Raw genomic sequence first — 14,675 nt, 5'->3', positions numbered from 1 at the left:
AACGCAGGTCGGCCGGGGTTCCCGGCCCCGGCCGACCCCGCGGCGGGCCGCCTCAGCCCTCCGGCAGCCCCGGCCGCACTTCCGGCGCCATGTCCTCGCCCGGCCCTCGGACTCCCGACGCCGCGCCCGACGCCGCGCCCGCCGAGGACGCCGCCGGCGCGACCGCACGGCCCGCCGCGCGCTTCCCGCAGAACGCCGACTCCAGCGTGCCCAGCATGGTGTTCAGGACCTTGCCGTTGTTGGAGGTGTTGGCCAGCGCGGCGAGACTGCGCCGGCCGTCCTTCGAGGTGAACGCGTAGGTGTAGTAGCCCTGGACGGCGCCCGTGTGGCCGTACACCGAGACCCCGCACGACAGATCGCGCCGCCGCAGCCCGAGACCGTACGCCTGGGTGCTGTTCACCTGCGTCCACCTGGTCATCTGCCGCAGCGCCGCGGAGGAGGTGAGCTCGCCGCGCAGCAGGGCCGAGGTGAAGGTGTTCAGGTCCTGGGCGGTGGAGATCAGCGCCCCCGCGCTCTGCGCCCAGGACACCGTCTGCCGGGTGGCGTCGACCAGCTTCGCGCCCGCGCGGTCCGGGGTGAGGTAACCGCGCGCGTGGGTGCCCGGGATCGCGGTGCGGGGGTGGACGTAGAACGTGTCGCGCAGCTGGAGCGGCTCGATGATCCGGGCCCGGTAGGCGCTGCCCACGCCCTGCCCGGTGAGCTTCTCGATCAGCATGCCGGCGACGACGAAGTTGGTGTTGGAGTACGCGTACGCGCCACCCGGCGCGCCCGTGCGCGGCCGGCGCAGCGAGCGGTCCATCAACTGGCGGTAGGTGAAGACCTTACTGCGCACCGCCTCGAAGCCGGAGACACTGCTGGCGAACATGTCGTTGGTGTAGTCGTAGAGCCCGCTGCGGTGGCTCAGCACATGCCGCACGGTGATGCGGTCGTCGGGCAGCAGCCCCGGCAGATACCGGTTGACGGACGCGTCCAGCCTCAGCTTCCCCTCGTCGACCAGCTGGAGCAGCACCACGGCGGAGAAGATCTTCGTGACGCTGCCGATGCGGAAGCGGTCGGCGGTGGTGATGGCCCGCCCGGTCCCGCGGTCGGCGACACCGGTGGCCGCGCGCCGCACGGCGCCCGCGTCGTCGACACGCGCCATCGCACCGGGCGCGCCCTGTCGCCGGGCGCTCTGCAGCACGGCGCGCAGCCCCGCGAGGTCGGGGGCGGGCAGCGCGGTGGCCGCCGGGGGCGACGCCGCGTCCGCCGGCGGGGCCTGCCGGGTTCCCGTTGCCGGGCCCGGCGCGGCCGTCGCGGGGGCCGGCGCGGCCAGGAAGGACAGCGCCACCGCGCCGAGCACCGCGGTCCTGCTCACCGTTGTCTTCACCATCCGGTTCCGCTTCCTTTCCCGCCCGGGTGGTTGGTCATGTCTGCGCACGAGATGGGGGTTTTGTGTGCGAGATCGGTCACAGCCGGGCGGAGCAACTTTCTCGCATCCCGTCACATCTCCCCAGCCGACACACAGTTGGCGCCCGCCGATCACCTGCCCACCCGGCAGCGGGGGCCGCCCCGGGCACGAAGGAAGCCTTGAAGTTGCGCAGAAGACCCCACATACGCGGCCTGGCGGTCGCCGTCGCCGTGGCCTCGGCCGCGACGGGCCTGACCGGCACGGCCTTCGCCGAGACGGCGACCGGGACCGAGACCGGGACGGGGACCACCTCGATCGCCTCGGCCGCCTCGGCCGCCGCGACCCCCTCGGTCGTCGACGCGGCCCGCGCCGCCGCCTTCGCCCACGCCGGCGCGACCGGTGTGGTGCGCGGCGACGAACTGCGGCCGCAGGACGTGCTGACCGACCCTGAGGGCGCCCGGCACGTGCGGTTCGTCCGCGTGCACAACGGCATGCCCGTCCTCGGCGGGGACCTCGTCGTCCACCTCACCGAGAAGCTGGCCTACGCGGGTGTGACCCGTGCCGCCGACCACCCCGTCCGCCCCGACACCACCCGCGCCGAGCTCAGCGCGGGCGAGGCCCGGGCCAGGGCCGCCGCGGCCGCGGACGGCACCGCCGGCAGCGCCGAGCTCGTCGTGGACGCCCGCGGCGGCGACAACGCCCTCGCCTACCGGGTCAGAGTCACCGGCAGCGACACCGCCGAGGGCACCGGACGCAGCACGGTCGTCGTCGACGCCGTCACCGGCGAGATCCGCAGCAACATCCCGGACGCCGACGAGTTCCTGTCGCCGAAGCTGGTCCGCACCCTGCGCGCCCGCGGCGAGACCCTGGACCCCGCGACCGGCCTCGCCCCGGCCACGCCCGTCCCCGGGCTCACCGGCGTGACGCCCGCCGCGACCTACCCGGCGCCCGCGACCGGCACCGGCAAGTCGCTGTTCGCCGGGCAGGTGAGGCTGTCCACCACGCGCACCGCCGCCAGCACGTATGTCCTGAAGGACCCCAAGCGCTGGGGCACCGAGACCCGCGACGCCCGCAATCTGGAGCCGACCTCCTACGCCCAGACCAAGCGGTTCACGACCAGCACCAACATCTGGGGCAACGGCACCGTCTCCCACCGGGCCAGCGCGGCCGTCGACGCCCAGTACGGCGTCGCCGAGACCCTGGACTTCTACCGGGAGCGGTTCAACCGCAAGGGTGTGCGCAACGACTCCAAGGGCGCCCGCGCGATCGTCCACTTCGGCAAGAAGGTCGGCAACGCCTTCTGGGATCCGTACTGCGGCTGCATGCTCTACGGCGACGGGGACGGCGAGCTGTTCAAGAAGCCCCTCGTCGTCCTCGACGTCACCGGCCACGAGCTCAGCCACGGCGTGGTCGACGCCACCGCCCGCCTGGAGCCCACGCGGGTCGACGCGCAGGGCGTGCAGTACGGGGAGCCGGGCTCCCTCAACGAGTCGCTCGCCGACATCTTCGGCGCCGGAGTCGAGTTCCAGGCCAAGAACGCCAAGAACCCGCCGAACTACCTCATCGGCGAGAAGCTGGGCCTGTCCCAGAAGTTCCTGCGCCGCCTCGACAAGCCGTCCCTGGACGTGCTCGAAGGCGCGATCGACTACTGGTCGCCCGCGGTCTACGACGCCGAGGTGCACGCCGGTTCCGGCGTCTCCTCGCACGCCTTCTACCTGCTCGCCGAGGGCAGCGGCCGCAAGACCATCGGCAGCGTCACCTACAACTCGCCGACGTACGACGGCCTGCCCGTCAAGGGCATCGGCCGCGCCAAGGCCCTGGCGATCTTCTACCGGGCCATGACCCGCTACATGGTCTCCACGACCGACTTCCACGACGCGCGCATCGCGACGCTGAAGGCGGCCCGTGACATGTACGGCTCCGGCAGCGTCGAGTACAAGACGGTCAGCCGCGCCTGGGCGGCCGTCAACGTCAGGGTGGCCAACACGCCGGGCCGCTGACGCCCGTCCGCCGCAGACGCGGGGCGCCCAGGAGGTCCGGCCTCCCGGGCGCCTTCGTCATCCGGCCGCCGTCCGCCGCGTCACCCGGTGGGCTCCCGGCTGAGCAGCCCCTCCCGGTAGGCGATCGACACCGCCTCCGTACGGCTGGCCGCGCCCAGCTTGGCGAGGATGTTGGAGACATGGACGCTGGCGGTCTTGCCGGTGATGAACAGCTCCTCGCCGATCTGGCGGTTGCTGCGGCCCCGAGCGAGCAGCCGCAGCACGTCCTGCTCACGGGCCGTCAGCCGGGCGGGCCCGCCGGGGGCGGGGGACGGCTCGGCGAGGCGGCCGCGGCGCAGCAGCGCGTCCACGCGCTCCAGCAGGGGTGCGGCGCCGAGCCGCAGGGCCGTCTCGCGAGCCGCGTGCGCCTCGGCGGACGCCTCCTCCCGGCGGTCGGCCACGAGCAGCGCCTCGGCGAACCGCAGCCGGCAGCGGGCCCGTTCGTACACGTCCCCGAAGTCGAACGCGGCCACGGCCGCCGCCCAGGCCGCCGCGTCGGGCCCGCGCACCGCCCGTGCCCACTCCGCCTCGGCCCGCGCCAGCCAGGCCAGCCCCTCCGGCCCCTGCGGCTTCCCGCTCTGCCCCCGCAGAGCGCTGCGCCGGGCCAGCCCGACCAGCTCGTCCGCCACCTCCGCCCAGGACCGGCTCCCCCCACCCGGCCCGCCTCCCGCGGCGGCACGGCCCGGCCCGCCCGCCCGGCGGTCCCCCGCGCCCTCGGCGGCCGCCGCGTCGGCGACCGCCGCGAGGGCCAGGGCGGCCAGCCGCACGGTGACGTCGGGCGGGGTGCCCTTGCTGTCGGTGAGGGCCGTCACCGACGACCGCATGCGGGTCACGGCCGCCTGCGCGTCCCCGGACTGCGCGGCCGCGTCGGTCAGCACGATGCCCGCCACCAGCGCCGCCATCCAGTCGAACGGCCCCCGCAGCAGCTCCTCGGCCCGCTCCACGACCGTCGCGTCCCCCCGCGCGAGCCCCACCAGCAGCGCGGGCCCCACCGAGAACGCGCCCGCCGGCGGCAGCATCCCGGCGTCCTGCTCCGCCGCCCGCGCGCACTCGTCCCAGCGGCCCAGCATGTACAGCGCCAGCAGCCGCAGATAGCGCATCTCCAGCGGATACGGCGCCGACAGCAGCCCGGCCTCGCGGGCCCGGTCCAGCCCCTCCGCCAGCCAGGGCAGCGACTCCTCCAGCGCGCCCGCCTCGAAGGCGCCGATGGCCAGGTGGAACAGGGCGCGCAGCTCGACCGGCACATTGCCGGAGCCCCGGGCGAGGTCGCGGGCCAGGTCCAGCCGGGCGCGGCCCTCGGGTGTGCGGCGGCCGTCGAAGTAGGCGAGGGAGACCAGCAGATCGGCGCGCGCGTCGGTGAGGTCGAGCGCCTCGGCGGCCCGCAGTGCCTGACGCGCCACCCGCAGCGCGGTCTCCGACTCGCCGATGCTGCGGGCGGCCAGCACATGGGTCGCCGCCGCCCACACCCAGGTCGGCGACGGCGGATCGGCGGGGATCAGCGCCAGCGCCTCACTGCTGTAGGCGAAGGCGGCCGACAGATGGTCGACGTCGAGCAGATTGCCGGCCAGCGTGGTGCGGACCCGGGCCGCCAGCTCGGAGTCGGTGTCCTGGCCGACGTCGGCCAGCGCCGACCGGGCGAGGGAGACCGCGCGATGGGACTCCCCGGCGTGCACGGCCGCCGCCGACGCGCGCAGGGTGAGCGCGATCCGGTCGCCCGCCTCGGTGGAAGGCGGCCGAGCCTCCGCCGGCACCGACGCCCACAGGTCCAGGGCGGTCTCCAGATGCCGCAGCTCCTCGGCGGGCGCCCCCAGTCGCCGGGCGTGGTCGGCGGCCTCCAGGGACGCGGCGAGCGCCTCGGGCAGATCGTGGCTCGCGCGGTAGTGGTGGGCGCGCTCCGCCGCGGTCTGCCCGCCGCGGCCGAGCCCCGTCAGCAGCCGGGCGAACGCCCCGTGCAGCCGCGCCCGTTCGCCGGGCAGCAGATCCGCGTAGACGGCCTCGCGCGCCAGGGCGTGCCGGAACGAGTACGTGCCGTCGGCGGTGGAGACCAGCAGCCGGCGTTCCACGGCCTCGCGCAGGGCCGCCTCCAGGGCGTCCTCCGGCAGCCCGGCCGCCTCCCGCAGCAGTTCGTGCCCGACCCGGCGCCCGGCGACGGCCGCCGTGCGCAGCACCTGCTGCGCGGTGTCGGACACCTGCTCGAAGCGGATGAGCAGCACGTCGGCCAGCGCGTCCGGCACCCCGCCCGCCCCCGGATCGGTCGCCGCCAGCAACTCCTGGGCGTAGAAGGCGTTGCCCTCGGCCCGCTCGACGATCCGGCGGACCGTGGCCTCCGGCAGCGCCCGCCGCTGGTCCTCCTGGAGCGCCCGCACCAGCCGGGCCACCTCCGTGTCGTCCATCGGCCGCAGCTCCAGGCGCTCCACGGACGGCAGCCGCACCAGCTCCGCCAGCAGGGGGCGCAGCGGATGCCTGCGGTGCAGATCGTCCGCGCGGTAGGAGGCCAGCACCGCCAGCCGCCCGCCGGGGGCGCCGCCCGCGGGCCGTTGCAGCACCCCGCGGCTGAGCAGGAACCGCAGCAGATCGCGCGAGGACTGGTCGGCCCAGTGCAGATCCTCCAGCACCAGCAGCAGCGGGGCGGTCTCGGCGACGTCCGTCAGCAGCGACGCCACGTCCTCGAACAGCCTGAGGCGCCCGCCCGCCTCCAGCGCGCCGCCCGTCCCGCCGCCCAGCAGCCGGCCGGCCGCCGGACGCGCGGCGAGCGCGGCCGCGAACCGCTCGTCGGCGGCGAGGGCGCCCAGCACCTCGGTGAACGGCAGATACGGCAGGCCCACGTCACCGAGGTCGACACAGTGCCCGGTGAGGACGGTCAGCCCACCCTGCGCGGCCCGCGCCGCCACCTCGTCCAGCAGCCGCGTCTTGCCCACGCCCGCGTCCCCGGCCACCAGAACGGCCCGCGCCTCACCGCCGCGGGCACGCTCCACCACCCCGGCGAGCCGCGCGAGCTCCTCCTCCCGTCCGACGAGAGGCACCCCGGCAAAGACGTTCCTGGACATCCCCCCATCCTCACACGCGCCGACGTCAGCGCAGCGTCCGCGCCCAGTCGGCGGGGACGCGGCCGGCCGGGCCGGGGGAGGGCTGGTCGGCCGGGTGGCTGGTGGGGGGAGCGAGTTCGGGGCCGGAGGTGAAGAGCTCGCCGGTGCCGAAGTGCCAGAACCAGTGCTCTCCGGGTTCATAGCTCTGGATCACGGGGTGACCGGTCTCGCGGTAGTGCGCGGTGGCGTGCCGGGAGGGTGAGTCGTCGCAGCAGCCGATGTGCCCGCACTGGGCGCAGCGCCGCAGATGGAACCACCAGCCGCCGGCCGCCTCGCACTCCACGCATCCGCTGCCGCTCGGCGGGACGCCGGGGTCGATCCCGTCGATTCCCTGGTCACTGGACATGCGCCGGCTCCTCGGGGGACTCGGTGTTCTCGCCGATCGCGGTGGCGTCCTCGCCGTCCGCGGCGGTCAGCGGCAGCAGGGCCTGGAAGCGGGTGTCGCCGGGCACGGACTCCACCTGGAGGCTGCCGTGGTGCTTGTTGACCACGATCCGCCAGGAGATGTCCAGCCCCAGGCCCGTGCCCTCGCCGACCGGCTTGGTGGTGAAGAACGGGTCGAAGATCCGGTCCCGGATCTCCGGCGGCACGCCGGGCCCGGTGTCCCGGAACTCCACCAGCACCCGGTCCGGCAGCAGTTCGGTGCGCACGGTCAGCGTGCCCTCGCCGCCCGCCCCGTTCATCGCGCCGACCGCGTTGTCGATGAGGTTGGTCCACACCTGGTTCAGCTCGGCCGGGTAGCAGGGGATCCTCGGAACCGTACGGTCGTAGTCCTTGACGACCTCGATCTGCGGTCCGATCTTGCCGGAGAGCATCAGCAGGGTGCTGTCGAGGAGTTCGTGCACATCGGCGTTCTGGTAGGGGGCGCGGTCCAGCTGCGAGTACTGCTTGGCCGCGTCGACCAGCCGCGAGATGCGGGTGGTGGAGTCCTCGATCTCGTCCATCAGCAGCTCGGTCTCGACGGTGTAGTTGAGCCAGCCGACGGCCGCCGGGAGGATCTCCTCGCCGACCGACGCGGCCACCTGCTCCAGCCAGTCCACGTCGAGCCCGGCCTGCACGAAGGTGGGCGCCACCCGCCAGCCCTCCTGGATGCCGTGGTCGTCGAGCCAGTCGGAGATCTCGTCCTCGCGGTCGGCGGCCTCCAGCGGGCTCAGCGAGGGCGCCTTGGCGACGCGTTCGGCGGTGCGCTCCTGGATCTCGATCAGTGAGGCGAGCTGTTCGGGCGGGTAGGGGCCCGACGAGATGACCGCCAGCTTGTGCCGCATCTTGGCGACCCGCTCCCGCAGCGACGCGGTGGCCCGTACGGCGGCCGCGGCGGGGTTGTTGAGCTCATGGGTGAGCCCCGCCGACAACGAGCCCAGCGCCAGCAGCCGTTCCCGCTGCCCGATGACCCGCTGGCTGTTCTTCGACCCGAAGAACAGGCCCTCCAGCAGATGCACGGCCATCGGGAACCACTCCCGCATGACGGCCGCGAAGGTGTCGGCGGGCAGCACGAAGAACCGCGTCGGCACGGTCACCCGCATCGAGTTGTTGTAGACCTGCTTCACCCGGTCGCCGATGTACGCCTGCATGGCGCCCGTGTACGCGCCCGCCTGCGAGCTGCGCACCACCTCCACGTCGTCGCCGCCCACCCGGCGGGACAGCACCACCTCGCCCTCGAGCAGCACGAAGAAGCAGGTCGCCGGTTCCCCCTCGGCGTAGACGGGACCGGGCTGGAACAGCTCCACCCGGCCCTCCGCGCACAGCCGCCCGAGCTGTTCGGGCGTCAGCTTCTCGAACAGGAACAGGGAGGCGATCTCCTTGGGGCTGCACGGCATGCGCTGTCCGCTCATGACTGCTCCAGATAGCGGTGGACGAGCATCACGGCCATGGCTCCCTCTCCGACGGCGGACGCCACGCGCTTGGCGGACTCGCACCGGGCGTCGCCCGCCACGAACACGCCGGGCACATTGGTCTCCAGGTGGTACGGCGGCCGGTCCAGCTCCCAGCCCGCGGGCGGCCGGCCGTCCGGACCGATCAGGTCGGGCCCGGCGAGGATGAACCCGCGCTCGTCGCGCAGCACCGTGCCGTCCAGCCAGTCGGTCAGCGGGGCGGCGCCGATGAACACGAACAGCCAGCGGGTGTCGACCAGTTCGGTCTCCCCGGTGACCGTGTCGCGCAGCGTCAGCCGCTCCAGCTCGCCCTCGCCGTGCGCGGCCTCGACGACCGTGCCGGTGCGCACCTGGATGTTGGGCGCCTCGGCGATCTGCTGGATCAGGTAGTGGGACATGGACGCCGACAGATCCGGGCCGCGCACCAGCAGCGTCACCGACTTCGCGCCCTTGGACAGGTACATCGCCGCCTGCCCGGCCGAGTTGGCGCCACCCACGATGTAGATGTCCTGGCCCTGGCAGGAGGGCGCCTCGGTGAGCGCCGAGCCGTAGAACACCCCGCAGCCGGTCAGTTCCCCGGCGCCGGGCGCGGCGAGCTGCCGGTACGACACACCGGTCGCCAGGATCACGCTGTGCGCGGCGATCGCCGAGCCGTCGGCGAACCGTACGACCCGCGCCGCCCCGTTGACCTCCAGGCCGGTCACCTCGCGGGCGGTGAGGATCTCCGCGCCGAACTTCGCCGCCTGCCGCCGCGCCCGCTCGGTGAGCTGCGCGCCGGAGACACCGTCGGGGAACCCCAGGTAGTTCTCGATCCGCGAGCTCTGCCCGGCCTGCCCGCCGGTCGCCGACCGCTCCACCAGCACCGTGCGCAGCCCCTCGGAGGCCCCGTACACGGCCGCGCCGAGCCCGGCCGGGCCACCGCCGATGATCACCAGGTCGTAGAACTCGGCCGTCGGCGTGGTCGCCAGCCCCACCCGTGCCGCCAGCTCCGGTGCCTCGGGCTCGACCAGCGGCGTGCCGTCCGCGGTGACCACCAGCGGCAGCCGCTCCCCGTCCTGGCCCGCCGCGGCCAGCAGCCGCCGGCCCTCGGGTTCGTCGGCGGAGTACCAGCGGTAGGGCACCTGGTTGCGGGCCAGGAACTCGCGCACCTCCGAGGAGCGCGCCGAGAAGCGGTGCCCGACGACCTTGGTGGCGGGCACCGGCCGGAAGTCGCTGGATCGCCACGCGTCGAGCAGATCGTCCAGCACCGGATAGAGCTTCTCCTCCGGCGGGTCCCACGGCTTGAGCAGATAGTGGTCCAGATCGACGACGTTGATCGCGTCGATGGCCGCGTTGGTGTCCGCGTACGCCGTCAGCAGCACCCGCCGGGCGCCCGGATACACGTCCAGGGCCTGCTCCAGGAACTCGATGCCGTTCATCTGCGGCATCCGGTAGTCCGCGAGGATCACCGCCACCAGGTCGCCGCGCAGCTTCAGCTCGCGCAGCGCCTCCAGCGCCGACTCACCGGACTCCGCGCGCACGATCCGGTACGACGCGCCGTAGCGGCGTCTGAGGTCACGGGCGACGGCACGGGAGACCCCCGGGTCGTCGTCCACGGTCATGATGACGGTGCGCGCCGCCTCCGCGCCTTCAGCCATACGTCGTCTCCCACCCCGAGCGTCGTACTGCGGCGCGGGTCCCCGTGGCCACGCCGGATCTTGCCCCATCGTAGGTTCGATCGCCCCGCTCCGCTCGGCCATGAGGGGATGCGCGATCCCGGCCGCGGGCCATGGGCTGTGGGACGCGCGACCCGTCGGCGGACTTCGCCCGTCGGATCCCGGCGCCGGGGGATCATCGCGGCGGGCCGGGGAAGACTGGGAGCGGCAACGTGTACGCGACACAGGGAGGCGGCCGGAATGACGGGGCCGATCACGGCAGGCGTCGACGGATCGGACGAGAGCCTCGGGGCTCTCGCCTGGGCGGCCCGCGAGGCCGTACGGCGGGGGCGGCCGCTCAAGGTCGTACAGGCGTGGGAGTACGCGCCGCACGAAGGGCTCGACGGCGGCCGGGAGGCGCAGGCGCGCTGGGCCGGGGAAGCGGTGGCCGCGGCGGCGGGGGAGGCGGCCGAGCGGCACTCCGGTCTGGAGGTGACCGCGGACGCCGTCGAGGGGCCGGTGGTGGACACGCTGGTCGCGGCGGCGGCCGAGGCGGAGATGCTGGTGCTCGGCTCCCGCGGGCACGGGCCCGTCGTCGGCTTTCTGCTGGGCTCGGTGGGCCAGCAGGTGATCGCCGAGGCGGCCGGGCCGGTGGTGCTGGTGCGGGCCGGGGACAAGGCGTCCGCCGAGGTCGCCGGGCACGAGATCGTGGTGGGCCAGCAGGGCGGCGCCGAGGACAGCGCGGCCGCCCTGGGCTTCGCCTTCGCCACGGCGGCGGCCCGCGGGGCGACCGTGCGCGCGGTACGCGCCTGGACGCTGCCACCGGTGTTCGCCTACAGCCCCGCCTCGCTGAAGCTGCTCGACGACGCCGGCGGCCCCGAGCCGTACGAGCGCAAGGCGCTCGCGGACGCGCTGCGGCCCTGGCGGGACCGCTACCCGGACGTGCACGTCGTGGAGCACGTCGAGATGGGCAGCGCCGGGCAGGTGCTGCTGTCGGTGGCCGGGCGCGCCCAGCTGCTGGTCGTCGGGCGCCGCGCCACCCGTACCGCCGTCGGCGCCCGGATCGGCTCGGTCGCGCACGGGGTGCTGCACCACGCGGGGTGCCCGGTCGCGGTGGTCCCGCCCGCCTGACCGTCACTCGTGGGAGGGGGACTCCAGGGTCTCCCTCGCCTTGGGCAGGATGTTCTCCACGTAGTCCTTGACGGCGGTGTCCAGGCCGATGTCGTGCTGGGCCCGCTCCGACAGGTACCAGCGGTGCTCCAGGAGCTGGTGGTAGATCTCCGCCGGGTCCATGGTGCCGCGCAGCTCCAGCGGCACCTGGCGCACGGTGGGCCGGAAGACCTCCCGCACCCAGCGGTGGGCGAGCACCTCGGGCCGGGCCGCGAGGGGGTCGCCCGGGGCGTAGTCGTCCTGGGTGGCCATCCAGCTCTCCAGGTCGTTCAGCAGCCGCCGCGCCTGGTTCTCCTCGGTGTCCAGGCCGGTCAGCCGCAGCAGCTGGCGCTGGTGGTGGCCGGCGTCGACGACCTTGGGCACGAAGGTGACCGTGTCACCGTTGGAGGAGTGCTCGATCTGCATCTCGGCCACGTCGAAACCGAGGTCGTTCAGCCGGCGGATCCGGCGCTCGATGTAGTGGTACTTGCCCGCCGGATACACCGAGACCCGCGTCAGCTCCTTCCACAGCTCGCCGTAGCGGGCGCAGATCTCCCTGCCGAACTCGATCGGGTCCACCGACGGGTGCAGCGCCCCGGACGCCTCCAGGTCCAGCAGCTCGCCGCTGATGTTGACGCGCGCCAGGTCCAGGTCGTAGTCCCGCTGGCCGGGGCTGAGCCGGGCGTGCAGCTCGCCGGTCTCGGCGTCCACCAGATAGGCGGCGTACGCGCCCGCGTCCCGGCGGAACAGGGTGTTGGACAGCGAGCAGTCGCCCCACGCGAACCCGGCCAGATGCAGCCGCACCAGCAGCACCGCCAGGGCGTCCATCAGGCGGTGCATGGTCGCCGGGCGCATGGTGGTCTCGAACATCGACCGATACGGCATCGAACCGCCGAGGTGGCGGGTGATCAGCACCGGCTCCAGCGGCTCACCCGAGGCGTCCGTGCGCCCGGTGACCACCGCGAGCGCGTCCACCGCGGGGATGCCCAGCCGGTCCAGGTCGCGCAGCAGCTCGTACTCGCGCAGCGCGGGCCGCTCGGCGAGCTCCTTCACGGCGATCACCTCGTCACCGGCGCGGGAGTAGCGCACGACGTGCCGCGAGATGCCGCGCGGCAGGGGCACGAGGTACTCCTCGGGCCAGTCCTCCAGGGGCAGCTGCCAGGGGAGTTCGAGGAGCAGGGCCGGGTGCTCCGGGTTGGTGGCGCTGATCTGCAAAGCCATGGCCCGACCCTATGCGGCGCGTCCCCCCGCCGGAACGGCCCGTTCATGTGCTGGAACGGGCCTCGGACGGGATCTCAGCCGGTGCGCTCCCGCGCCCGGTCCGCGGCCGCGGCGACCGGCCCCTGGTGGGCGGGGCCGTGGCCGGGCAGCAGCAGTCCGGCCTCCAGGGCGCCGATGGTCTCCAGGGAGGCCAGGGCCCGGGCGCGCTCGTGGTGGAACATGCCGAGCAGCATCTGCGGGCCCTTGCGGCGCGAGGTGGCGTGGCCGGTGACCAGGGCGTCCCCGGTGAGCACGGTGCCGGTGTCCGGCAGATGGAAGACGGTGTGCCCCAGGGTGTGGCCGGGCGTGTGCACCGGCACGGGACGGCCCGGCAGGTCGAGGGGCCCGTCGCAGGGAAACGCCTCGGGGGAGGCGACCGGCACCTTCGCGGTGCCGCCGGCCCGCAGCGCGTGCACGGCCCACGGCAGGACACCGGGGCGCCAGCCGTTGGCCAGGACCGTCCCGACGTTCACCTGGTGCAGGAACTCCCGGCGCGCGTGCGGGACTTCGGCCGGGTGCAGATACACCGGCGTGCCGTACGCGGCGCGCAGATGCTCGGCGGACCCCAGGTGGTCGTTGTGCGCGTGGGTGATCAGCACCGCGGCGACGGCCTCCGGCGCGCTGCCCACCTGGGCCAGCGAGGCCAGCAGCCGCTGCCGGTCGCCGGGATAGCCGGTGTCGACCAGCGTGACGGCGTCCCCGTCCTTCAGGATCACCCAGTTGGTGTTGCTGCCGTGCACCAGGTAGGTGCCGTCGGCGACTTGCTGCACATCTGCGCGCATGTTCGTCCCGCGTGGTGAGGTGGGCTACGGCGGGGGACAGCAAAGCAGATCGGGGCGCGCGGCCGCTGCCTCAGCGCACACCCCGCGGCCGGAACTGGATGCTGATGCGCGGTCCCGCGGCCCGGGTCGTCTTCGGTACGCAGTGCTCCCAGGTGCGCTGGCAGGAACCGCCCATCACGATCAGATCGCCGTGCCCGAGCGGCCGGCGGATCGCGCTGCCGCCGCCCGCGGGGCGCAGCAGCAGGTCGCGGGGCGTGCCGACGGACAGGATGGCGACCATCGTGTCCTCGCGGGCGCCCCGCCCGATCCGGTCCCCGTGCCAGGCCACGCTGTCGTGGCCGTCGCGGTAGTAGCACAGTCCGGCCGTCGCGAACGGCTCGCCCAGCTCCTCGGCGTAGTGCGCGGACAGCGCGGCACGCGCCTCGGCCAGCACCGGGTGCGGCAGCGGGTCGCCCTCGGCGTAGTACGCCAGCAGCCGCGGTACGTCGACGACGTGGTCGTACATCGTGCGCCGCTCGGCGCGCCAGGGCACCTCCGCCGCCAGCTGTTCGAACAGCGCGTCGGAACCGCTCAGCCAGCCGGGGAGCACGTCGATCCAGGCGCCGGCGCCCAGCGGGGTGCGGCGCAGACCGTCGAGCGGGGCGAGCTCCAGCCGGTCGGTCTGGTCGAAGAGGGAGCCCTGGAGGTGCATGGGCCCAGCGTACTCCGATTCGAAAATCTGTTCCATGTGGATCTGCCGGGGCCGGTGCCGTGCGGAACCGGCCCCTTTCGATACACCGGTGTATCGGATACGTTCCTGTATCGGACCGAGGGCGGAGGGGCATGGCGGCGACGCAGCAGAGGACCACCGGCGGCAGGGTGACCCGGCGTCGTGCGCACACGCGGGCGAACCTGCTGGACGCCGCCTTCGCCGTGTTCGCCGCCAAGGGGTTCGGGCGGGTCTCGATCGAGGAGGTCTGCGAGGCGGCCGGCTACAGCCGGGGCGCCTTCTACTCCAACTTCTCCAGCCTGGACGAGCTCTTCTTCGCCCTCTACCGGCAGCGCGCCGACCTCATCGCCGAGCAGGTCGCCGGGGCGCTCGCACTGGACGGCCCGGACCTGGACGTACGGCAGTCGGTCGACCGGGTCACCGAGGTGCTGCTGCTCGACGTGGACTGGCTGCTGGTCAAGACGGACTTCCTGGTCCACGCCGCCCGCCACCCGGCCGTGGCGCAGACCCTGCTGGAGCACCGGGCCACCCTGCGGCGGGCGATCGCCGACCGGCTCGCCCGTGCGCGCGGCCACACCGAACTGCCCGCCGTCCTCGGCGACGCGGACCGCGCGGCCCACGCCGTGGTCGCCGCGTACGACGGGGTCACCACCCAGCTGCTGCTGGACAAGGACGTCGCCCACGCCCGCGCCTGGCTGGGACAACTGCTCACCGCGCTGCTGACGGACGGCAGCGGCAACGCCCACTGAGGGAAGGGA

General features: G+C 74.1%; 11 protein-coding genes. 3 read left to right on the top strand and 8 right to left on the bottom strand.

Annotation, left to right across the window (positions count from 1 at the left end; translation table 11 throughout):
- Positions 1-52: 52 nt before the first annotated feature.
- A complete protein-coding gene (locus ACSU6M_RS02855; RefSeq protein ID WP_437066718.1) occupies positions 53-1,369 on the bottom strand; it encodes a serine hydrolase domain-containing protein in 1,317 nt (438 codons plus the stop codon).
- A gap of 203 nt (positions 1,370-1,572) precedes the next feature.
- Between ACSU6M_RS02855 and ACSU6M_RS02850 the strand changes: the two genes are divergently transcribed.
- A complete protein-coding gene (locus ACSU6M_RS02850; RefSeq protein WP_437066717.1) occupies positions 1,573-3,387 on the top strand; it encodes a M4 family metallopeptidase in 1,815 nt (604 codons plus the stop codon).
- Positions 3,388-3,467: 80 nt separating this feature from the next.
- Here the strand turns inward: ACSU6M_RS02850 and ACSU6M_RS02845 are convergent, their stop codons facing one another.
- Genes ACSU6M_RS02845 through ACSU6M_RS02830 form a run of 4 tightly spaced genes read right to left on the bottom strand, consistent with a single transcriptional unit; the run spans position 3,468 to position 10,020 of the window.
- On the bottom strand, positions 3,468-6,473 hold the full coding sequence (locus ACSU6M_RS02845; protein ID WP_437066715.1) for a helix-turn-helix transcriptional regulator: 3,006 nt from the start codon (positions 6,471-6,473) through the stop codon (positions 3,468-3,470).
- Positions 6,474-6,498: 25 nt separating this feature from the next.
- Complete coding sequence (locus ACSU6M_RS02840) at positions 6,499-6,858, bottom strand: UBP-type zinc finger domain-containing protein (protein ID WP_437066713.1); 360 nt, start codon at positions 6,856-6,858, stop codon at positions 6,499-6,501.
- Entirely contained in the window at positions 6,848-8,344 is a 1,497-nt protein-coding gene (locus tag ACSU6M_RS02835; protein ID WP_437066711.1) for an ATP-binding protein, read from the bottom strand. The genes ACSU6M_RS02840 and ACSU6M_RS02835 overlap by 11 nt, the downstream gene beginning before the upstream one ends.
- A complete protein-coding gene (locus ACSU6M_RS02830) occupies positions 8,341-10,020 on the bottom strand; it encodes an FAD-dependent oxidoreductase (protein WP_437066709.1) in 1,680 nt (559 codons plus the stop codon). Before ACSU6M_RS02830 ends, ACSU6M_RS02835 begins: the two co-directional genes overlap by 4 nt.
- A gap of 258 nt (positions 10,021-10,278) precedes the next feature.
- Here ACSU6M_RS02830 and ACSU6M_RS02825 point away from each other — a divergent pair, with 258 nt between their 5' ends.
- Positions 10,279-11,148: a universal stress protein gene (locus ACSU6M_RS02825; RefSeq protein ID WP_437066707.1), complete on the top strand. Its 870-nt coding sequence runs from the start codon at positions 10,279-10,281 to the stop codon at positions 11,146-11,148.
- A 3-nt stretch (positions 11,149-11,151) separates the two neighbouring features.
- Here ACSU6M_RS02825 and ACSU6M_RS02820 read toward each other — a convergent pair whose 3' ends face one another.
- The 3 genes from ACSU6M_RS02820 to ACSU6M_RS02810 form a co-directional block, all read right to left on the bottom strand.
- Complete coding sequence (locus ACSU6M_RS02820; RefSeq protein ID WP_437066706.1) at positions 11,152-12,387, bottom strand: DUF4032 domain-containing protein; 1,236 nt, start codon at positions 12,385-12,387, stop codon at positions 11,152-11,154.
- Between the two features lie 74 nt (positions 12,388-12,461).
- On the bottom strand, positions 12,462-13,208 hold the full coding sequence (locus ACSU6M_RS02815) for an MBL fold metallo-hydrolase (protein ID WP_437066704.1): 747 nt from the start codon (positions 13,206-13,208) through the stop codon (positions 12,462-12,464).
- A gap of 70 nt (positions 13,209-13,278) precedes the next feature.
- Complete coding sequence (locus ACSU6M_RS02810; RefSeq protein ID WP_437066702.1) at positions 13,279-13,899, bottom strand: alpha-ketoglutarate-dependent dioxygenase AlkB; 621 nt, start codon at positions 13,897-13,899, stop codon at positions 13,279-13,281.
- Between the two features lie 131 nt (positions 13,900-14,030).
- Between ACSU6M_RS02810 and ACSU6M_RS02805 the strand changes: the two genes are divergently transcribed.
- On the top strand, positions 14,031-14,666 hold the full coding sequence (locus ACSU6M_RS02805) for a TetR/AcrR family transcriptional regulator (protein WP_437066700.1): 636 nt from the start codon (positions 14,031-14,033) through the stop codon (positions 14,664-14,666).
- The last annotated feature ends 9 nt before the right edge of the window (positions 14,667-14,675 follow it).

Source organism: Streptomyces sp. enrichment culture, from assembly GCF_964272895.1.
GTDB lineage: Bacteria > Actinomycetota > Actinomycetes > Streptomycetales > Streptomycetaceae > Streptomyces.
Note: the sequence above shows the minus strand (reverse complement) of the source record. Positions and strands in the feature narration are given on the sequence as shown.